This is a genomic window from Ruegeria atlantica (assembly GCF_947495585.1).
GTDB lineage: Bacteria > Pseudomonadota > Alphaproteobacteria > Rhodobacterales > Rhodobacteraceae > Ruegeria > Ruegeria atlantica_G.
The window spans coordinates 21658-38470 of the sequence record NZ_CANLZK010000003.1; the positions used below are offsets into that span (position 1 = coordinate 21658).

Annotated in this window: 16 protein-coding genes; 10 read left to right on the forward strand and 6 right to left on the reverse strand. The window is 57.5% G+C overall.

Going from position 1 to position 16813, the window contains the following annotated elements; translation table 11 throughout:
• Positions 1 to 181 precede the first annotated feature (181 nt).
• Positions 182 to 1234, reverse strand: coding sequence for a zinc ABC transporter substrate-binding protein (locus tag QMP16_RS07880; protein WP_282151914.1), 1053 nt, complete (start codon positions 1232 to 1234; stop codon positions 182 to 184).
• Between the two features lie 56 nt (positions 1235 to 1290).
• Here QMP16_RS07880 and QMP16_RS07885 point away from each other — a divergent pair, with 56 nt between their 5' ends.
• The 6 genes from QMP16_RS07885 to QMP16_RS07910 all read left to right on the forward strand — a co-directional run bounded on the left by QMP16_RS07885 (position 1291) and on the right by QMP16_RS07910 (position 6059).
• Positions 1291 to 1803 (forward strand): Fur family transcriptional regulator, encoded by a 513-nt coding sequence (locus tag QMP16_RS07885; protein WP_108859557.1) that lies wholly within the window; start codon positions 1291 to 1293, stop codon positions 1801 to 1803.
• A 2-nt stretch (positions 1804 to 1805) separates the two neighbouring features.
• Positions 1806 to 2558 carry a metal ABC transporter ATP-binding protein gene (locus QMP16_RS07890; protein ID WP_282151915.1) on the forward strand — a complete coding sequence of 251 codons (753 nt, stop codon included), beginning with the start codon at positions 1806 to 1808 and terminating at the stop codon, positions 2556 to 2558.
• Positions 2558 to 3355 (forward strand): iron chelate uptake ABC transporter family permease subunit, encoded by a 798-nt coding sequence (locus QMP16_RS07895; RefSeq protein ID WP_058272042.1) that lies wholly within the window; start codon positions 2558 to 2560, stop codon positions 3353 to 3355. Before QMP16_RS07890 ends, QMP16_RS07895 begins: the two co-directional genes overlap by 1 nt.
• Before the next feature lie 287 nt (positions 3356 to 3642).
• On the forward strand, positions 3643 to 4470 hold the full coding sequence (locus QMP16_RS07900; protein ID WP_432653398.1) for an ABC transporter substrate-binding protein: 828 nt from the start codon (positions 3643 to 3645) through the stop codon (positions 4468 to 4470).
• A complete protein-coding gene (locus tag QMP16_RS07905; RefSeq protein ID WP_282151917.1) occupies positions 4471 to 5331 on the forward strand; it encodes an amino acid ABC transporter permease in 861 nt (286 codons plus the stop codon).
• The gene (locus QMP16_RS07910; protein WP_282151918.1) at positions 5328 to 6059 is read left to right on the forward strand and encodes an amino acid ABC transporter ATP-binding protein; all 732 of its coding nucleotides are present in this window, start codon (positions 5328 to 5330) and stop codon (positions 6057 to 6059) included. The genes QMP16_RS07905 and QMP16_RS07910 overlap by 4 nt, the downstream gene beginning before the upstream one ends.
• A 157-nt stretch (positions 6060 to 6216) precedes the next feature.
• Here QMP16_RS07910 and QMP16_RS07915 read toward each other — a convergent pair whose 3' ends face one another.
• From QMP16_RS07915 to QMP16_RS07935, 5 genes are all read right to left on the reverse strand, one after another.
• Positions 6217 to 6954, reverse strand: coding sequence for a maleate cis-trans isomerase family protein (locus tag QMP16_RS07915; RefSeq protein ID WP_282151919.1), 738 nt, complete (start codon positions 6952 to 6954; stop codon positions 6217 to 6219).
• Complete coding sequence (locus QMP16_RS07920; protein ID WP_282151920.1) at positions 6951 to 8018, reverse strand: pyridoxal phosphate-dependent aminotransferase; 1068 nt, start codon at positions 8016 to 8018, stop codon at positions 6951 to 6953. Before QMP16_RS07920 ends, QMP16_RS07915 begins: the two co-directional genes overlap by 4 nt.
• A complete protein-coding gene (locus tag QMP16_RS07925; protein ID WP_282151921.1) occupies positions 8015 to 9667 on the reverse strand; it encodes a hydantoinase B/oxoprolinase family protein in 1653 nt (550 codons plus the stop codon). Before QMP16_RS07925 ends, QMP16_RS07920 begins: the two co-directional genes overlap by 4 nt.
• Positions 9667 to 11763 carry a hydantoinase/oxoprolinase family protein gene (locus QMP16_RS07930; protein WP_282151922.1) on the reverse strand — a complete coding sequence of 699 codons (2097 nt, stop codon included), beginning with the start codon at positions 11761 to 11763 and terminating at the stop codon, positions 9667 to 9669. The genes QMP16_RS07925 and QMP16_RS07930 overlap by 1 nt, the downstream gene beginning before the upstream one ends.
• Positions 11764 to 12025: 262 nt before the next feature.
• Complete coding sequence (locus tag QMP16_RS07935) at positions 12026 to 12997, reverse strand: TetR/AcrR family transcriptional regulator (RefSeq protein WP_282151923.1); 972 nt, start codon at positions 12995 to 12997, stop codon at positions 12026 to 12028.
• 179 nt (positions 12998 to 13176) lie between these two features.
• Here QMP16_RS07935 and QMP16_RS07940 point away from each other — a divergent pair, with 179 nt between their 5' ends.
• From QMP16_RS07940 to QMP16_RS07955, 4 genes are read left to right on the forward strand one after another with little or no spacing between them, the layout of a single operon-like run.
• Entirely contained in the window at positions 13177 to 14310 is a 1134-nt protein-coding gene (locus tag QMP16_RS07940; protein WP_282151924.1) for an LLM class flavin-dependent oxidoreductase, read from the forward strand.
• A gap of 10 nt (positions 14311 to 14320) precedes the next feature.
• Positions 14321 to 14968 (forward strand): 3,4-dihydroxy-2-butanone-4-phosphate synthase, encoded by a 648-nt coding sequence (ribB, locus tag QMP16_RS07945; protein ID WP_282151925.1) that lies wholly within the window; start codon positions 14321 to 14323, stop codon positions 14966 to 14968.
• A 48-nt stretch (positions 14969 to 15016) separates the two neighbouring features.
• Complete coding sequence (locus QMP16_RS07950; RefSeq protein ID WP_282151926.1) at positions 15017 to 15394, forward strand: nuclear transport factor 2 family protein; 378 nt, start codon at positions 15017 to 15019, stop codon at positions 15392 to 15394.
• Positions 15395 to 15420: 26 nt separating this feature from the next.
• A complete protein-coding gene (locus QMP16_RS07955; protein WP_282151927.1) occupies positions 15421 to 16809 on the forward strand; it encodes an amidase family protein in 1389 nt (462 codons plus the stop codon).
• The last annotated feature ends 4 nt before the right edge of the window (positions 16810 to 16813 follow it).

Here is a 16813-nt window from a genome sequence, read left to right on the forward strand (position 1 = left end):
TCCTGCATTTGGGCAAGTTCGTATGCGGGCAAATAGCCTGCGTCAACAAATCAGGGCAGTTACCTCACGTCGCCGGGCGAGTGTGCGGAGTTGATCCCGCCGCTCCGGTTTTTCTGCACCGGGCGATCATTCAGGTCAGCCCGTTCTGGATTTCCATGTCAAAACGGGCTGCCCGGTCAGATCACAGACATTCCGCCAGTGTTTTTGCGATGTTCCGGATCATTTGCGGGTATAGCTTAGCCCCGGGTTCAAGATCAGAACCTAGCGGATCTATCACACCGGTATTCGCTTCGGTTCCGTCCAGGACAGTGGCGACGATGCCAGGGTTGAATTGCGGTTCCGACAGAACACAATTGATCCCTTCTTCGCGAATGCGCCCCTGAATCTCAGAAATCCGCGCCGGGCTTGGATCCGACGCGTCGCTGAGCGAAATTGCACCCGACGCGGGGATATCGAAGGCGTTTTCGAAATACTGATAGGCATCGTGGAAGACGATGAAGTTGCTTCCGCGCACAGGTTCCAGAGTTGCACTTACTTCAGCAGAGAGGGCTGCCATCTCTTCGCGCGCAGCCGCCGCGTTTGCAAAATATGCACCCGCATTGTCCGGATCCGCCGTGGAAAGCTGCGCGGCAATAACGTTCAGCCAGGTGTCGGCGTTTTTGGGCGAAAGCCAGGCATGCGGATCATGATCGCCATGCGCGCTGTCATGGTGGTCGTCATGTTCTGCATGATCCTCGTGATCGTGGTCTTCGCCCTCGGCATGCTCTTCGTGGTCATGATCGTCATGGTCTTTGTCGTCGGCATGATCCTCGTGACCATGATCGTCATGGTCCTCCTCTTCAGCGTGATCTTTATCGCTATGGTCGTGCGCCTCAAACAGCGCATCCTCGCGGAAATCCAGTAGGACGGTGCCATCCGCTTCCAGCAGGGGGGTGACTGTCGCGCCGTTGGCCAGGGTCTCGACTGCGCCTTCCATCCATGGGGTCAGGTCCTCGCCCATCCAGAATACCAAATCCGCATTCTGCAAGGCAGCCGCCTCGGAAGGGCGGAGGTTGTATTCATGTGGGGACGCGCCGGTTTGTACGATCAGGTTCGGTGCGCCAACACCTTCCATCACGCGCGCCACTAACGAGTGCACCGGTGCAATATCAACTGCAACATTTGGGACATCGGCCATTGCTGTGCCCCCCATCAACGCAGCTGTGATCGAAACAGGAAGAAGCTTTCTGGACATCAAACCCTCTATGTGATTTTATAACGTTGCGAGCGGCATATATGATATGGAATAACATGACAAGTGAGATGAGACCTGCCCCTGCTGAAGACTCCGCCCTTGTCGGATTCCAAAAGCACGACCACGCGCACTGCGTCGAAAGCAGCCTGACCGTTGCCGAGACCCGGTGCAAAGAAGAAGGTCTGCGGCTGACTCCCGTGCGGCGCAAGGTTTTGGAAATGCTGCTGCAGGAACATCGGGCCTTGGGTGCCTATACAATTCTTGATCGATTGCGCGACGAAGGCTTCGGATCGCAGCCACCAGTGGCTTACCGCGCCCTCGATTTTCTTGTCGAGAACGGGTTTGTCCACAAAATCGAACGGTTGAACGCATTTGTCGCCTGCGCGCATCCCGGGGCAACGCATTCCCCGGCCTTCATGATTTGCAGGAAATGTGATGCTGTGGCCGAAACACATTCAACACCCGCGAAGGGAGAACTGGGTGCAGCCGCGCGGGCAGTGGGTTTCGAGATCGAGCGGACCGTCGTAGAAGCCGAAGGCGTTTGCCCCGACTGCACCGAAAAGGCGTAGAAATGAACCTGATTACCGTAGAAGACCTCAGCGTTAGCTATGGGGCCAATACCGTGTTACGGCACATCAACATGGGGGTCGAACCTGGTGAAATTGTGACCATCGTCGGCCCTAACGGTTCGGGTAAGACAAGCCTGCTGCGCGCCATAATCGGTGCAATCAAACCGTCTGCCGGGCAGGTAAAGCGAAAGCTGGGGCTGAGAATTGGCTACGTCCCGCAAAAGCTGCATATCGATCCGACCCTACCGATCACCGTCGAACGGTTCATGAGACTGACCCATCGCGCGTCAAAGAAGGATTGCGCGACTGCGCTGGAGACGGCCGGTGTGCCGGATCTGTTCAAGCGCCAGATGTCACAGCTTTCGGGCGGACAATTCCAGCGTGTGCTGCTTGCGCGGGCCTTGATCAACCGACCCGAAATCCTGTTGCTGGATGAGGCCACGCAAGGGTTGGACCAGCCTGGTTCGGCCGCGTTTTATCGCCAGATCGAAGACGTGCGTCAGGAAACAGGGTGCGCTATCATCATGATAAGCCACGAACTCCACGTGGTGATGAGCGCCTCGGACCGGGTGATCTGCCTGAACGGCCATGTCTGTTGCGAGGGCTCACCTGCGGTTGTGGCCTCGGCCCCCGAATACCGCGCGTTGTTCGGAACCGGAACAGGTGGAGCGCTTGCCCTTTACCGCCATGATCATGATCACAACCACGATCATCATCATGACCATGGAACTGATTCACAGGAAGCCGCAGAATAATGCTTGATGATTTCATGACCAGAGCCACGCTGGCCGGTGTAGGCGTGGCCTTTGCTGCGGCGCCGTTGGGGTGTTTTGTGGTGTGGCGCCGAATGGCCTATTTCGGCGATGCCACAGCGCACGCAGCCATTCTTGGCGTGGCCTTGTCGCTAACGTTTCAGATGTCGGTTTTTACAGGTGCGCTGGCCGTCGCCTTGTTGATGGCGCTGACCGTGACGCTGTTGGCAGGTCGTGGGTACGCAATGGATACGTTGCTGGGTGTCATGGCACATTCCGCTTTGGCATTTGGTCTTGTGGCGGTTTCATTCCTCTCCGGTGTCCGGATTGATTTGATGGCCTATCTGTTTGGCGACATTCTGGCCGTTTCCCGTTCGGATCTGGCCGTCATCTGGGGTGGTGCTGCGCTGGTCGTAATTTTGATTGCCTGGCGTTGGTCCCAGCTGTTGACGGCGACGTTGAACGAGGAACTGGCCTATGCCAGCGGGTTCGACCCCAAGCGCGAACAACTGATATTGACGCTTGCATTGGCCATCACGGTGGCAGTCGCCATCAAGGTCGTGGGTGTTTTGCTAATAGCGGCGATGCTCATCATACCAGCCGCTGCGGCGCGCAATCTGGCGCGGTCACCGGAAACGATGGCCCTGATTGCAGCGGCAATCGGGGCGACGTCTGCTGTGGCTGGGTTGCGGGCAGCTTATGTCTTCGACACGCCGGCCGGGCCCTCGATTGTCTGTGTTGCCGCCATTTTGTTTGCCTGTTTCAGCTTGCTTGGTTGGCAGCGTCATACCAACTCCTGAAGGTGGTTCAAAAATGGAACGAACAGGATGCCGCGCGAAGCATCCTCGGTGACTGTTAGTCTTTCAAATTCGTCATCTTCCCTTATTTTGCTTGCATCCTTTCGCGGCAGATTTGCCGTGCAAGTTACGCGCCGGGCTACCGTGCGCGGTGTTGCCACGAAAGGCTGGTCGCATTGTGTCTCCTCCTATTTCAATGAAAAGACTGTGATATCAATTCGCGGGATCAAACACCTAGACAAATCCCCCTGCGCATAAGAACCTGTGACCAAACAAAAACAGGGAGAAGATTGATGAAACTGATTGCTGGCCCAGTTCTGGCCTTACTTTTCTCGACGACCTCAGTGCTTGCTGCGGGCGATGGGACCTGCGCCAAAGGCAAGACCCTAACAGAGGGCACCCTGACAATCGCAACAGGTAATCCGGCCTACTATCCTTGGGTTATGAATGACGCGCCCGAAAGCGGCGAGGGATTTGAAGCCGCCGTTGCTTATGCAATCGCCGAAAAAATGGGCTTCGACCAGGACAATGTTACCTGGGTTCGTACAAGTTTTGACGAGGCGATTCAGCCCGGCGCTAAGAACTTTGATTTCAACATGCAGCAGTACTCGATTACTCCCGAGCGGGAAGAAATGGTTGATTTCAGCCTGCCATATTACACCTCGGCCATGGCGGTTCTGACCACCCAGAACGTTGTCGATTCCGGCGCAGAAGCGACGTTGGACGGCCTCAAGGATTTGAAGTGGGGCGCTGTGGCCACGACGACCGCAATCCCGATGCTGAACGACGTGATCCAGCCTTCGAGTGAACCGCTGCTTTACAACGACAACGCTGATGTGAATGCCGCCATCATGGCCGGCCAGATCGATGCCGCAATTTATGACCTGCCTACGGCACTCTATCTGTCGGCCGTCGTGGTCGAAAGCGGTGCATTGCTTGGCCAGTTCCCTCCGGGGCAATCCGAAAGTCCTGATCAGTTCGGCGTTTTGATGGAAGAGGGCAACGCTTTGAAGGAATGCGTCAACGCAGCCATCACAGAACTGACCGAAAGCGGCGAGCTTGCGGCGATTGAAACCCAATGGCTGTCCGAGGCTACAGGTGTGCCGGTCATCGAATAGATGGAAGAAACGTCATTGCAAAAAGACTCGGTTGAGCACTCTGCCGCGACGCCAACGCGTCGCGAGGTTTATGAAGCCGAGGTACGGCGTCGCTCAAATCGCATCGCGCTGATTTCGGCGGTCAGCGTGGCTCTTGCCATCGTCGTCCTCGTCCCACTCGCCCCCGGTTGGGAGGCCGTACAACGCTCGTTTTTCAACGGCCGGGTCTTCGCCGAGACGTTTCCCGGATTGCTCGAAGCCTTTCTGATGAACGTGATGATTTTTGCGTGGTCTGCACCGCTTATTGCGATCACAGGTCTGGTTATCGCGCTGTGTCGGGACACGCGCGCACCTGCGCTTTTTCCGCTGCGGCTGTTCGGCATTGCATATACGGACATCTTCCGTGGCCTGCCAGTGGTTCTTGTTATTTACATTATTGGCTTTGGCGTGCCCGGGTTGGGCCTGCCGAGGCCTTGGAACAGCCCCTACATTTGGGGCACGCTGGCGCTGGTTTTGGTCTATTCGGCCTATGTGGCCGAGGTGATCCGCTCGGGCATTGACTCGATCCATCAGTCGCAGCGATCCGCCGCGGCTTCGCTGGGGCTAAATGATCAGGACACCATGCGCTATGTGGTCCTGCCGCAGGCCATACGAAACGTCGTTCCTGCCAATATGAACCTGTTCATCGCTTTGCAGAAGGACGTGGCGCTATTGTCCTTTATCGGCCCGGTTGAGATTTTCCGTCAGGCTGGTGTTTACAAATCGCTCTATGCCAATTTTACGCCTTATGTGGGCGCAGCGCTTATCTTTCTTGCGCTGACCATACCAGCCACGCGGTATGCGGACTACCTTATGAACAAGCAGAACAGGGCCCGTACATGACAGCAAAGTTATCCTTGCGAGGGGTGCGGAAGCGGTTCGATGATCACGAGGTATGCAAGGGCATTGACCTGGATGTGGCTGAGGGCGAGATGGTGTGCCTGATTGGCGCTTCAGGTTCCGGAAAATCCACACTCTTGCGCTGCATGAACCTGCTTGAACCCATCGATGACGGGGAGATCTGGCTGGATGGGAAAGACATCTCTGAACCGGGGCTGGACCCACAGCCGGTGCGCCAACAGATCGGCATTGTGTTCCAGAGTTATAACCTCTTTCCCCACATGACGGCGGCAGAGAACGTGATGCTCGCGCCACGTCGTGTACGAGGGCTGAGCAGAGAAGACCTGCGCCCACGGGTGACCCAGCTTTTCACGCGCTTTGGGCTGGGTGACCGGATGGAGCACTATCCAGACCAGCTATCGGGCGGCCAGCAGCAGCGAGTGGCTATCATCCGTGCGCTGGCGATGGAGCCGCAAATCATGCTGTTTGACGAGATTACAAGCGCACTGGATCCCGAGCTGGTAGGCGAGGTTCTGGACGTGCTGAGGGACCTGCGAAAGCAGGGTATGACCATGGTGCTAGCCACCCACGAAATGGGTTTTGCACGTGAGCTGGCAGACAAAGTGTGTTTCCTTGATGCCGGACGCATCCTGGAACAGGGCCCGCCCGAGGTGCTCTTTTCCGAACCGCACGAACCACGCACCAAGGCGTTCCTGTCGCGCGTGCTGTGACGTCCCGGAGGTCCTGCATTTTTGAAGGGTTACGCTAAGCGTGATGCCGAAAAACTGGCAGGCCGCAGGGACAAAGAACGCGCAGGATCGGGCGCTGATCTTTTGCAGCAAGAACTTTGAGCGGTCCAGGGGAAAGCAGCGTTTGCTATGCTGCAGATCACAAGTTGTAGAACAGACGCCCAGGCTGCGCTTCGTGACGTGGCAATTTAAGTGCTTTCTGCAGTCCAAAGACCATCGCTTGATTGGAGGTAATGACGGGTTTGTTCAGCGCGGCCTCAATCCGTTCAATCGCCTCGACCGAGCGCATGTCTGTGCAGCTTAGGACGATCGCCTGTGCGTCCGGGTGATCAGCTCTGCACGCCAGGTCGAACACCTCGCCCGGGGTCAGTTCACCTTGCCCATAGTTGCCAAGTTCGCGGCCGACATCGACACATTTGACAGTCTTAATGCCATTGCGGAGCATGAAGTCCATCGCCTGTTCATTGATCTCGCCCAAATAGGGCGATGAAAAACCGACCTTTGTTGCGCCGACTGCTTTGATCCCAGCGATCAACGCCCCTGCAGCGGTCAGCGAAACTGCACCCGAGCCCGCCTTGATCTGCTGGGCCAGCTCTGCATCAAAGGACGGTCCGTGGGTCAGCGTCGCCGAGGTGCAGCCATACAATACCACATCGGGGCGTATGCCCGAGATCATCCGCAGGTCGTGAGTGATATCCGATGCACCCAACCCCGCCATCTGATCCGAGCCGGGGATTTCATCCACGTCATATCCGCCCATGCGTTGATAATGGACTGTAGTGTTGGGCGGCCTCAACAACTCCATATCCGGTTCGAGGTTGGTGTTGGTGAAGGGTACCAGAACACCGATTTTGGCTGCGGTTCGTGTTTCGGTCACTTCAATGCTCCCTTCAGGGCGGTCAGGCACCGATCCATGATCGGCGTCTCGCAGATTGTGGCGCGCAGGCAGTCGGTTAAGCCGTATCCTCCCATGCCGCGCATTAGTAGGTCGTCCGCCCGCAGCGCCGCTTCTGCCCGTTGCGCATCCTGCGTTGAGGCAAAGCGCAATAGCACAAAGTTTGTGTGGCTTTGAGGAACGATTAGGCCCAACGCACGACATTCCACGGCAAATCGTTCACGGAATTCAGTCGTGCGGGCAACCACATTTTGCATATGCGCCTGATCGCGGATCGCGGCAGTTGCCGCCGCCTGTGAAGCGATGGAAATATTGTTTGGATTAAGCAATTTGCGCAGTTCGGCCGCAATCTCGGGCGGGAAGTACCCCCATCCTGCACGCGCTCCCGCCAGGCCATAGGCCTTGGAAAAGGTGCGCATGATCACGGTGTCCCCTCGATCGGTCAGCGCGAAGATGTCGGCCGGATCATGTATGTGATCGGAAAACTCAGCATAAGCCTGATCGACGACCAGCAGAACATCGGTGGGCAGTTCATCGCGCAGACGAAGGATTTCGGAATTGGGGATCAGGGTGCCGGTCGGGTTGCCAGGGTTGCAGACAAAGACGATCCGCGTTTCAGGTGTCACCGCGGCGATGATATCGTCGACGGATACGGTCAGATCCACTTCACGCGCCTTGACGTAATCGGCCTGAACCTGAGCTGCTGCTGAGTCAACAAACGCATATCCGTAATCCGTGCCAAGGACCCGATCACCGCGCCCGGCATAGGCACGGATCAAACAGCCGATCAGCTCCATCGAGCCCGCTCCGCACAGCACCCGTGCCGGATCGATTCCATGCACATCTGCAATTGCTGTGCGCAGCTCCGACCATTCCGGATCAGGATACAATTGCAGATCGGCCATTGCGTCACGACCCGCCTTGATGGCTGCGGGGCTTGCGGGAAATGCGCTTTCGTTCTGGGCCAACGAGATGGTGTTTTGGCCGCCGAGATCGGCCAGCGCATAGGCCGCCATTGCACTTATGTGGGGAACCGGGCGGATCATGATGTGCCCCCATAGGATCTTGCGCCTTCTGCGCTGATCAGACCGCGCGTGAGGTCTAGGGAGATTGCCTGCGGGTCTCGCTCGGCCGGGTCACCAAAACCACCGCCCCCAGGGGTTTCAAAGATCAGGTAGTCGTCCGCTTCAACGCGCAGCTCTCCTTTGCCCGGGATATCATTTTCGCCACCAAGGAAACGAATGCGCCCGGGTGCACCGGGTTTTCCACCCATGCGTCCCAGGGCGGGGAATTTGAGACGCTCAACCGACAGGAAAACGAGAAAGGGTGCACCATTGGCCGAGGTCATCTCGATCCGTTGGCCGAGACCGCCGCGATACTTGCCTGCACCTCCTGAATCCTGGCGTAGTTCGCGTTTCCAGATTGTAACCGGGGCCACGCTTTCCGTGATTTCGACCTGTGATCCGAACACGCCCGAAGGGTAAGCTGTGGCAGACAAGCCATCCGCGTGTGGCCGTGCGCCGGTGCCGCCATTGTGCACAGGCTCGACCGCAAATTCCCGACCTCCATCACGCGTCACTTCGGGTGCGTGCCGCATCGGCAGATCGAACATGCAGGATGCGCCCTCGGCGGGGACCTGATCCGGCAGGGCCTGATGCAGGCATCCAAGCACCAGGTCCGGTGTTACCTGTCCTAGCGTGTGCCGCATTGCTACCGGGGCGGGGCGTTGTGCATTGAGGATGCAGCCTTTTGGGCCGTCCACTGTAAATGGTTCCAACGATCCAGCGTTGTTGGGGATGTCAGACCCGACGATGCAGCGCAGGGCGAAGACGGTATAGGCGGTCGCATAGTTCAGCGGCACATTGATACCCTTGCCCGAGCAGCCCGACGTTCCCGTGAAATCCACATGCATGCCCGTTTTGCTGACCGTTAGTGTCGCGTGCAGTTCCAGTTCTTTTTCATAACCGTCCATCCTCAGAACGTTTCTATAGGTGCCTGCGGGCACTTCAGCGATGGCTTCAAGCGTGCCTCGGCGCGAGGTGTCGATGATATAGCTGCCCAGTTGATCCAGATCGTCGATTCCGAATTCATCCATCATATCGAGCAGGCGGTTCACGCCCGCTTCGCAGCAAGCGATCAGTGCATATATGTCGCCCTCATTCGCAATAGGCTCGCGACTGTTGGCGCGGACAATGTCCAAAAGCAAGGCGTTCGGGACGCCTTGTTCGACCAGTTTGCAGGGTGGGATCAGCAGACCCTCATCATAGATATCCGACCCTTCGGGGCCCATTCCAAGGCCGCCCAGATCCACAAGATGCGAAGTGCATGAAGTAAAGCCGACGACTTTGCCGTTTTTGAAGGCAGGCATCATCAGCAGAAAGTCGTTGAGGTGTCCCGAAGCCAGCCACGGGTCATTGGTCATGTAGATATCACCGGGCCTCATGTCCTGAACAGGGAAATGACCGCGAAGATGCATTGCGGCTTCGGCCATCGTGTTGATGTGCCCGGGCGTTCCGGTGACCGCCTGTGCCAGCATCCGACCCTCGGCGTCAAAAATCCCGGCAGAAATGTCGCCGCATTCGCGTACAATGGGTGAGAATGCGGCGCGGATCAGGGTCTGACCTTGTTCTTCAACCACCGCAAGCAGGCGGTTCCACATGACTTGCAGGCGAGCGGGGGAAAGATCGGTAGGCATCATACACCTCCTTTCTGATCTTGGATAAGGATGAGGTTTCCAATGGCATCCACATGCGCCGAGAAATCAGTAGAGACCAAGGTCGTCGTCTGCGGTTCCGTGATCAGCGCCGGGCCGCAAACCCGGTCGCCGGGGTTCAGGCTGTCACGTGGCACAAAACCAGCCTGCTTTATCTGACCATCTACATCGCAGGTGATGGGGCGGGTTTGGGCCGATGTGATAGTTGTCAGAACTGGCGTTTCCGGCAAATCTGGAACATCCGCATCTGGGGTTGCGACGCGGACAGCCCAGTTCAGGATCTCGATTTGCATTCCGGGCACGGGACGCGAGAATTGTTTACGGTATTCCGCCTCGAAAGCATCGGTCAGCGGTTTTATGTCTTCGAATGTTAGGTCGCGATCGGGCAGGGCAATCTCGATCTCGTGGCCCTGACCGTTGTAGCGCATGAAGGCCATGCGTTGTGTTTGAGTGGGTGCGTCACCGGCGCCTTGGGCAACCACGCGGCTTGCCCCGTCGATCATGTCGGAGAACAGGGTGTTGACCCGTTCCAGATCCAGGGATTCAAGTAGAGAGTAGCGTGATCTGACGATCTCAAAACTGACCGGAGCAAACAGAAAACCGACCGCGGATCCGACGCCCGGATTGGGCGGGATCACAACGCGACGGACCCCGGCGGATCGGGCCACACGGCTTGCGTGCAGGGGGCCGTTGCCGCCAAAGGCGATCATCGTACGGGAACCAAGGTCCTTGCCTGATTCCACTGCATGCATCCGGCCCGCGCTGGCCATACTTTCATCGACGATGCGACTGACGCCGTCGGCGGCCGTTGTGCCGTTCGTGTTCAGACGCGCGGCGATGACCCGGTTCAGCGCAGCTTCAGATGCTTCGGGGTCGATCTTGACAAACCCTTCGGCAAATGTGTCCGGCACGATATAGCCCAGAGTGATGTCGCTGTCAGTCACGGTTGGCTCGGTACCGCCCCGCCCAAAGGCCGCCGGACCGGGTTCTGATCCGGCCGATTTTGGACCCACAGTCAACCGTCCCAGACGGTCGACCCCGGCGATTGAGCCGCCGCCTGCGCCGATCTCGATCATTTCGACAACAGGGATACGTACCGGCATGCCCGACCCTTTGATGAACCGCGCGGCCCGCGCGATTTCGAATTGGCGCGAGGTTTGAGGCCGTGCATTGTCAATCAAGCAGAGCTTCGCAGTCGTCCCGCCCATGTCGAAAGATAAAACCTCGTCAATCCCAGCCCGCGCTGCGATCCTTGCGGCCAAAATTGCTCCGCCCGCCGGGCCGCTTTCGACCAGCCGGATCGGAAAGCGTGAGGCCGTCTGAACGGTGCACATTCCGCCACTGGCCGTCATCATCAGGATCGGACATTTCACGCCTTCTGCCTGAAACCGAGTGGCAAACCGTGCCAGATAGCTTTCCATCAACGGTTGGATGTAGGCATTGGCGACCGTAGTACATAGCCGGTCAAATTCGCGTGCTTCGGGGCTTACATCAGAGGAAATTGAAACTGTCAGGCTGGGGCGTTTTTCCGCCAGAATGTCGCGCAACCTGCGTTCGTGCGACGGGTTGGCGTAGGCATGCATCAAACAGATTGCGACCGCTTCTGCACCGGTGGCATCCAGTTCGGCCAACAGCGCGTCTATCGAACTGGCGTCCAGCGGGATCAGCACATTCCCATCGGCAGCCATTCTTTCGCGAATGGTCAGTGCCCGTTCGCGTGGGACCAGCAGGTCCGGCTTTTCCAGGTTGATGTCATATTGCGCATATCGCCGCTCATACGCGATTTCCAGAATGTCGCGAAACCCTTCGGTCGTCACGGTCGCCACAACAGCGCCTTGCCGTTCGATTAATGCATTGGTCGCCAATGTCGTTCCGTGGATGAAACCTGTCACCTCATTCAACGACCGGCCGGATTCCGCCATGACACGTTTTGCGCCCTCCATTGCGCCATCTGCGGGATTTTGGTGCGTCGTGAGCGTCTTGGTCGAAGCCAATATGGTCTCGTTGTCTGAGGCGAGCACCGTATCGGTAAAGGTGCCGCCGATATCAATGGCCAGGCGTAAGGTTTGAGATGTCATGAGGGTGTCCGAGTTGTCCGTTGTCTGGGCAGATGGCAAAGGGCGCAGAGCGCCTGCCATCATCCACTGACGACGAGGTCACAACCGGTTGCGCGGCGATCCAGAGGGTTTGGACTACAGAGCGGTGCCATATACGCAGTTTGACACGCCCAAGATGTCTCGCAAGTAAATTTGCGACCAAATCGCCTGGAAGCGACAGGTACTTGCATCTTGATTGTCTAAGCTTTTCTGCATCAACAATTCTGAGCGGTCGATGGTTCGCTTAGGATTTCTTGGAAGGAGCAGCCCTGACCAAAACACCATCCATGATGAGCGCCTTCAGGCTGGTCCGGATTTCGCTTTCCGGGAATTTCCCGATGCTCCAATGCCGGAGTGACCAGACATTACAAAGGAAATACAGATAATTGGCCATCAGCTCTGTGTTCATGGGGCGGAACACTTTCTGCTCGACCCCTTTGTCCAGAATGCCTTTCCAGCGGCCCATGAATTCGCGCTCCATATCAAATACACGTGCGCGGTTCTCGGCAGACATGGATCGCGTTTCCGAATAGACCAGATTGATATAGCGGCGATTTTCACCAATGTAGTCGATGTACCGGTCAACCGCTTTTTCAAGGTTCTGATCGGCGGGGCCAGTGAACAGCTCTCCGGTATCGAAAAAGTCGATGATGTCCTGCATGCACATCGTAGTGATCAAGTGCAGTATGTCATCTTTGTCCTTGATGTACTTGTACATCAGCGGAACCGACAGCCCAGATGTTTTGGCAATCTCGCGCATCGATGCATTGCCGAACCCATGCTTGGCGATCACCTTGCACGCGCCCTCAAAGATCTGCCGCCGCCGTTCCTCGGCGGTGTCGGACAGGGCGCGGCGCGGCTTTTCAGCCTGAGTGGATTTTGGCGTTTCCGCCAGTTGTGCTTCGACTGAGAACGTGCAGGTCACTTCCATCAGCGTGGCAGCTTCACCGGGATTGTGCCCGGCCTGAACGATCGAGACACGGTAGGAGGTCAGCAGCGAATCTTCTGGCGACATGCGTATGGCCTGGGCCTCGATTTGCCCCTGTCCCGCAGTTGCCAGATTCGTGGCCGACGTGTTGACCAGTGTTGGTTGCAAAGTGTCGCCGAGACGTCTGAGTTCCTCGCGCGCAGCATCAATCGCCAGCGCAACGCACACGCCATCTAGCTGCGATTTATTAATAAATTCATCAACTTGCGCAGCGGAATACAAAAACACGCGGCTTGCCTCCATAGGACCCTACCTGAGGGCAACATGTTGAAATCCCTATCTCTTGTCCAGTTGGAAATCGTCGCAGTGTCGTTGCGACGTAGGGAAAAACAATTCGGGGCTTGACGAAATTGCCGACCGTATGGGAATGTTAGTGAACGTTCAATCACACGCCAAGGGACGCCTGCATGAAGTTCAAGATTCTCGCCATTCCATTCGCACGCCAGCATGGCGAGGACATTCAGCTTGCTGGACGTGACCCTGCGCGGTTCAACAAGATGATGCACACGATGCGTGATCAGATGGTCCTTGCAGAAGGGCTTGGCTATGACGGCTTCTGCCTGACTGAGCACCACATGCAGGTCGAAGGCGTTGAATGCACCACGAACCCGCTGTTCTGGAACATGTACATCGCCCAGCACACCAAGAACTTCAAAGTTGGTCAGTTGGGGATGAACCTGACCGCGATGAACCCGATCAAGACTGCCGAAGACATCGCCCTGCTGGACCACATGACCGGCGGCCGCGTCTTCGCAGGCTTCTCGCGCGGGAACACGCCGCGCTGGACAGCGACCATGGGGCAGCACCTGGACATCACCTCGGCAGAATCCGACAAATCCGAGGCCGACCAGCGCAACCGTCGCGCGCTGTACGAAAACTGGCGCCTGATCAAATCGCTGTGGACCGACGACCTGACCGAACATCAGGGCGAGTTCTGGAACTTCCCGTCGAATGTCGAGTGGGAGTTCAATCCGACCAAAATCTGGGGCGGTGACAGCCCGGTTGATAGCAACAAGATCCTGCGCAAATCGGGCATCGTTCCCCGGCCGCTGCAAAAGCCGCACCCGAAAGTATATGCGCCGTTCTCGTATTCGATGGAAACCGCCAAGTTCTGGGCGTCGGAAGGGGCCAAGATGGTATCCTTCGTAACCGCCGAAAAAGAAGAATTCATGCCGGTGATTCTTGAGAACTGCCTGAAGGCCGCGCATGAAAACGGGCTGCCTCATACCACCAACAACGACGTTCTGGCTCTGGGTGCGCATCTGATGATGGGCAAGACACCGGCCAAAACCAAACAGTACCGCGAAATGTTCGACAACCTGTGGTTCTCGGCCTACGACGCGCCGCCCTATCACGTCCCATTGGGCCGCGTCTGGGACGGCTCGCGTCAACAGGTTCTGGACCAGGTCGGTGAACTGGCCGAGCGCTATCAGATCGACGAATTCTTTGTCTGGCACCACGTGAACTACTTTGGCGACGAGATCGAACAGGAAGCTCTCATCGAATTTGCCGAAGGCGTCATCAAGCCTCTGAACGGATAAGGGGAAGACCGTGTTCGATCTGCATGAAGTTTATCAGCTGTCGCCCATCGAAGAGATCATTACGGATTGCGAACAAGGCCGTATGGTAATTCTTGTCGACGATGAAAACCGCGAGAACGAGGGCGATCTGGTGATCCCAGCGGCCTGCGCCGATGCGGCCGCGGTAAATTTCATGGCACGCTTTGGTCGGGGTTTGATCTGCATGGCCATTCCGCCCGAGCGGGCCGAGCAGTTCAGCCTTGGCCCCATGACAGCGTTGAACACGGATCCACATCATACGGCGTTCACCATTTCGGTGGATGCGAAAGAAGGCACGACCACCGGCATTTCCGCCAGCGACCGGGCCCGGACCATTGCACTTTTGGCGTCCGACAACGGTTCTTCGGGAGATCTGGTTTCGCCCGGGCATCTGTTTCCATTGGTAGCAAAACCGCACGGTGTGCTGGAACGCGAAGGCCACACCGAAGCCGCTGTTGATCTGGCTCGCCTGTCCGGGCAGGGGGATTCCGGTGTGATCTGCGAAATCATGAATGATGACGGTGAAATGGCGCGCCTGCCGGATCTGCTGGAATTTGGGGCCCGGCACGGCCTTAAGGTCGGCACGATCGAAGACCTCAAACGGTACCGCCAGGATCTGCTTGCAGGCAAGGCCGCCTGACAGCCAACCCCACCTGCGTTTCAAGACACTCATGACCGAGGATATCCTATGACCGCATTTGCCGAGATCGAAACCCTGATGCAGGCGTATATCGAAAACCTGCATGACGGAGACATCAGCAAGACCGACCAGATGTTTCTGCCGGAATGTGATCTTTGCTGCGCCAACGAGGATGGCAGCTATATCCACATGACGCTGGAGAAATACAAAGAGGTCATCGGCGGTCGCGAAAGCCCGAAATCCAAAGGCTATCCTTTCTACGGGCACACAATCTCGATCGATCAATCAGGGCCGAATACAGCCTTTGTCAAGATCGACTGCGCCGTGCAACCCCGATACTTCATCGACTACCTGTCGCTGGTCCGCACAGGCGAGGGCTGGAAGATTGCGGCCAAGGTCTATTACGTCCAGCGCAACCAAGACTGATCCCCTTTATCTGATCGAGTCCCCGAATGACCGCCCCAAATTCCCAACTTTCGGCGCGTGCCATGGTGCAAGCCTTTGCCCGGCTAGAGCTGTCTCCGGTCGAGGTCACGCAGGCTGCGCTGGCCCGTATTGAGTCGGTGAATCCTAGGATCAATGCGATTTACCACGTGGATGCCGAGGGCGCGCTTGAAGCGGCCCGGGCGTCCGAGAAACGTTGGCACGACAACATACCAATGGGTCCGCTGGATGGCGTGCCGACAACAGTCAAGGACGCAATGGATTGCATCGGTATGCCCGCCTATCGCGGCTCGGCGGCAGGTGAGGCATCGGTCAGCACAACCGATCATCCCACAGTCGCACGCATGCGCGAGGCCGGTTCCGTGATCCTGGGCAAAAATACTATGTGCGATTATGGCATTCTTGCAGGCGGAGTGAGCTCAAAGCATGGGGTTACCCGCAATCCATGGGATGTATCGCGCACAACAGGCGCATCATCTTCGGGCGCGTCGGCTAGTGTTGCCGCCGGGATCGAGCCGGTTTCGATCGGCACCGACATCGTGGGATCCATCCGTCTGCCAGCCTCGTATTGCGGCCTGGCCGGGCTGAAGCCCAGCCAGGGGCGAGTGCCCTATTACGTCTGCAACAGCCCGGCGATCACGGCAGGGCCGTTGGCCCGCAATTTTGGCGACGTCGCGCTGCATATGAATGTTCTGACCGGAGAGGATACGCGCGATTTCGCGGCTTTGGCACGGGACGGTGTGAACTATGTCTCGCGCCTGACGCGCGGCGACCGCAAAGGCATGTCGGTACTGGTTATCCCCGAGCTGGGCTTGGGCGAACCGGTGGCGGAAGATGTTGAGGCAGCGCTGGAACGGACGGCACAGGTTTTGCGGGATATGGGCGTTCAGGTCACCTATCTTGAAACCGCACCGTTCAGTCGAGCGGACTGGGGACCCGCCGAGGCGTTCTACAAAATACGTACCCTGTCCGAACTGATGCGCCAACCCGTGGCCGAACAGGCGAAAACGCCCTATATCCGCGACTGGACCAACAATGCACGCGCATTGTCCGCTGTTGAGCATCAGCGGAACTTCGATCATACGCAGGCGTTACGCGAACGTGCGTTGGCGCTGATTGACGGCCATGATTTTGTCCTGCTGCCATCGACACCGGACACCGCCTTTGCTGCCGACCTGCCGGGGTCTGACCCCGATAAGCCGTTCGAAAGCTGGGCCAATACCTTCCTGTTCAACCTCACTGAGCAACCGGCATCCAGCATTCCGGTCGGACTAGACCGCAACGGGTTGCCGATCGGTATTCAACTGGTCGGACGCCGCTTTGACGATCTGGGCGTTTTGCAAATGTCGTGGCGGATCGAACTGGACATCGGAGAAATGCCGCCTGCGCCTCTGTGACGGG

Bases quoted from the DNA above. Each gene is read 5' to 3' on its own strand.
- QMP16_RS07890 (WP_282151915.1), top strand. From the start codon at position 1,806: ATGAACCTGATTACCGTAGAAGACCTCAGCGTTAGCTATGGGGCCAAT.
- QMP16_RS07920 (WP_282151920.1), bottom strand. From the start codon at position 8,018: ATGATCCGCCCGGTTCCCCACATAAGTGCAATGGCGGCCTATGCGCTG.
- QMP16_RS07910 (WP_282151918.1), top strand. From the start codon at position 5,328: ATGACAGCAAAGTTATCCTTGCGAGGGGTGCGGAAGCGGTTCGATGAT.
- QMP16_RS07925 (WP_282151921.1), bottom strand. From the start codon at position 9,667: ATGCCTACCGATCTTTCCCCCGCTCGCCTGCAAGTCATGTGGAACCGC.
- QMP16_RS07895 (WP_058272042.1), top strand. From the start codon at position 2,558: ATGCTTGATGATTTCATGACCAGAGCCACGCTGGCCGGTGTAGGCGTG.
- QMP16_RS07940 (WP_282151924.1), top strand. From the start codon at position 13,177: ATGAAGTTCAAGATTCTCGCCATTCCATTCGCACGCCAGCATGGCGAG.
- QMP16_RS07885 (WP_108859557.1), top strand. From the start codon at position 1,291: ATGACAAGTGAGATGAGACCTGCCCCTGCTGAAGACTCCGCCCTTGTC.
- QMP16_RS07880 (WP_282151914.1), bottom strand. From the start codon at position 1,234: ATGTCCAGAAAGCTTCTTCCTGTTTCGATCACAGCTGCGTTGATGGGG.
- QMP16_RS07955 (WP_282151927.1), top strand. From the start codon at position 15,421: ATGACCGCCCCAAATTCCCAACTTTCGGCGCGTGCCATGGTGCAAGCC.
- QMP16_RS07905 (WP_282151917.1), top strand. From the start codon at position 4,471: ATGGAAGAAACGTCATTGCAAAAAGACTCGGTTGAGCACTCTGCCGCG.
- QMP16_RS07930 (WP_282151922.1), bottom strand. From the start codon at position 11,763: ATGACATCTCAAACCTTACGCCTGGCCATTGATATCGGCGGCACCTTT.
- QMP16_RS07950 (WP_282151926.1), top strand. From the start codon at position 15,017: ATGACCGCATTTGCCGAGATCGAAACCCTGATGCAGGCGTATATCGAA.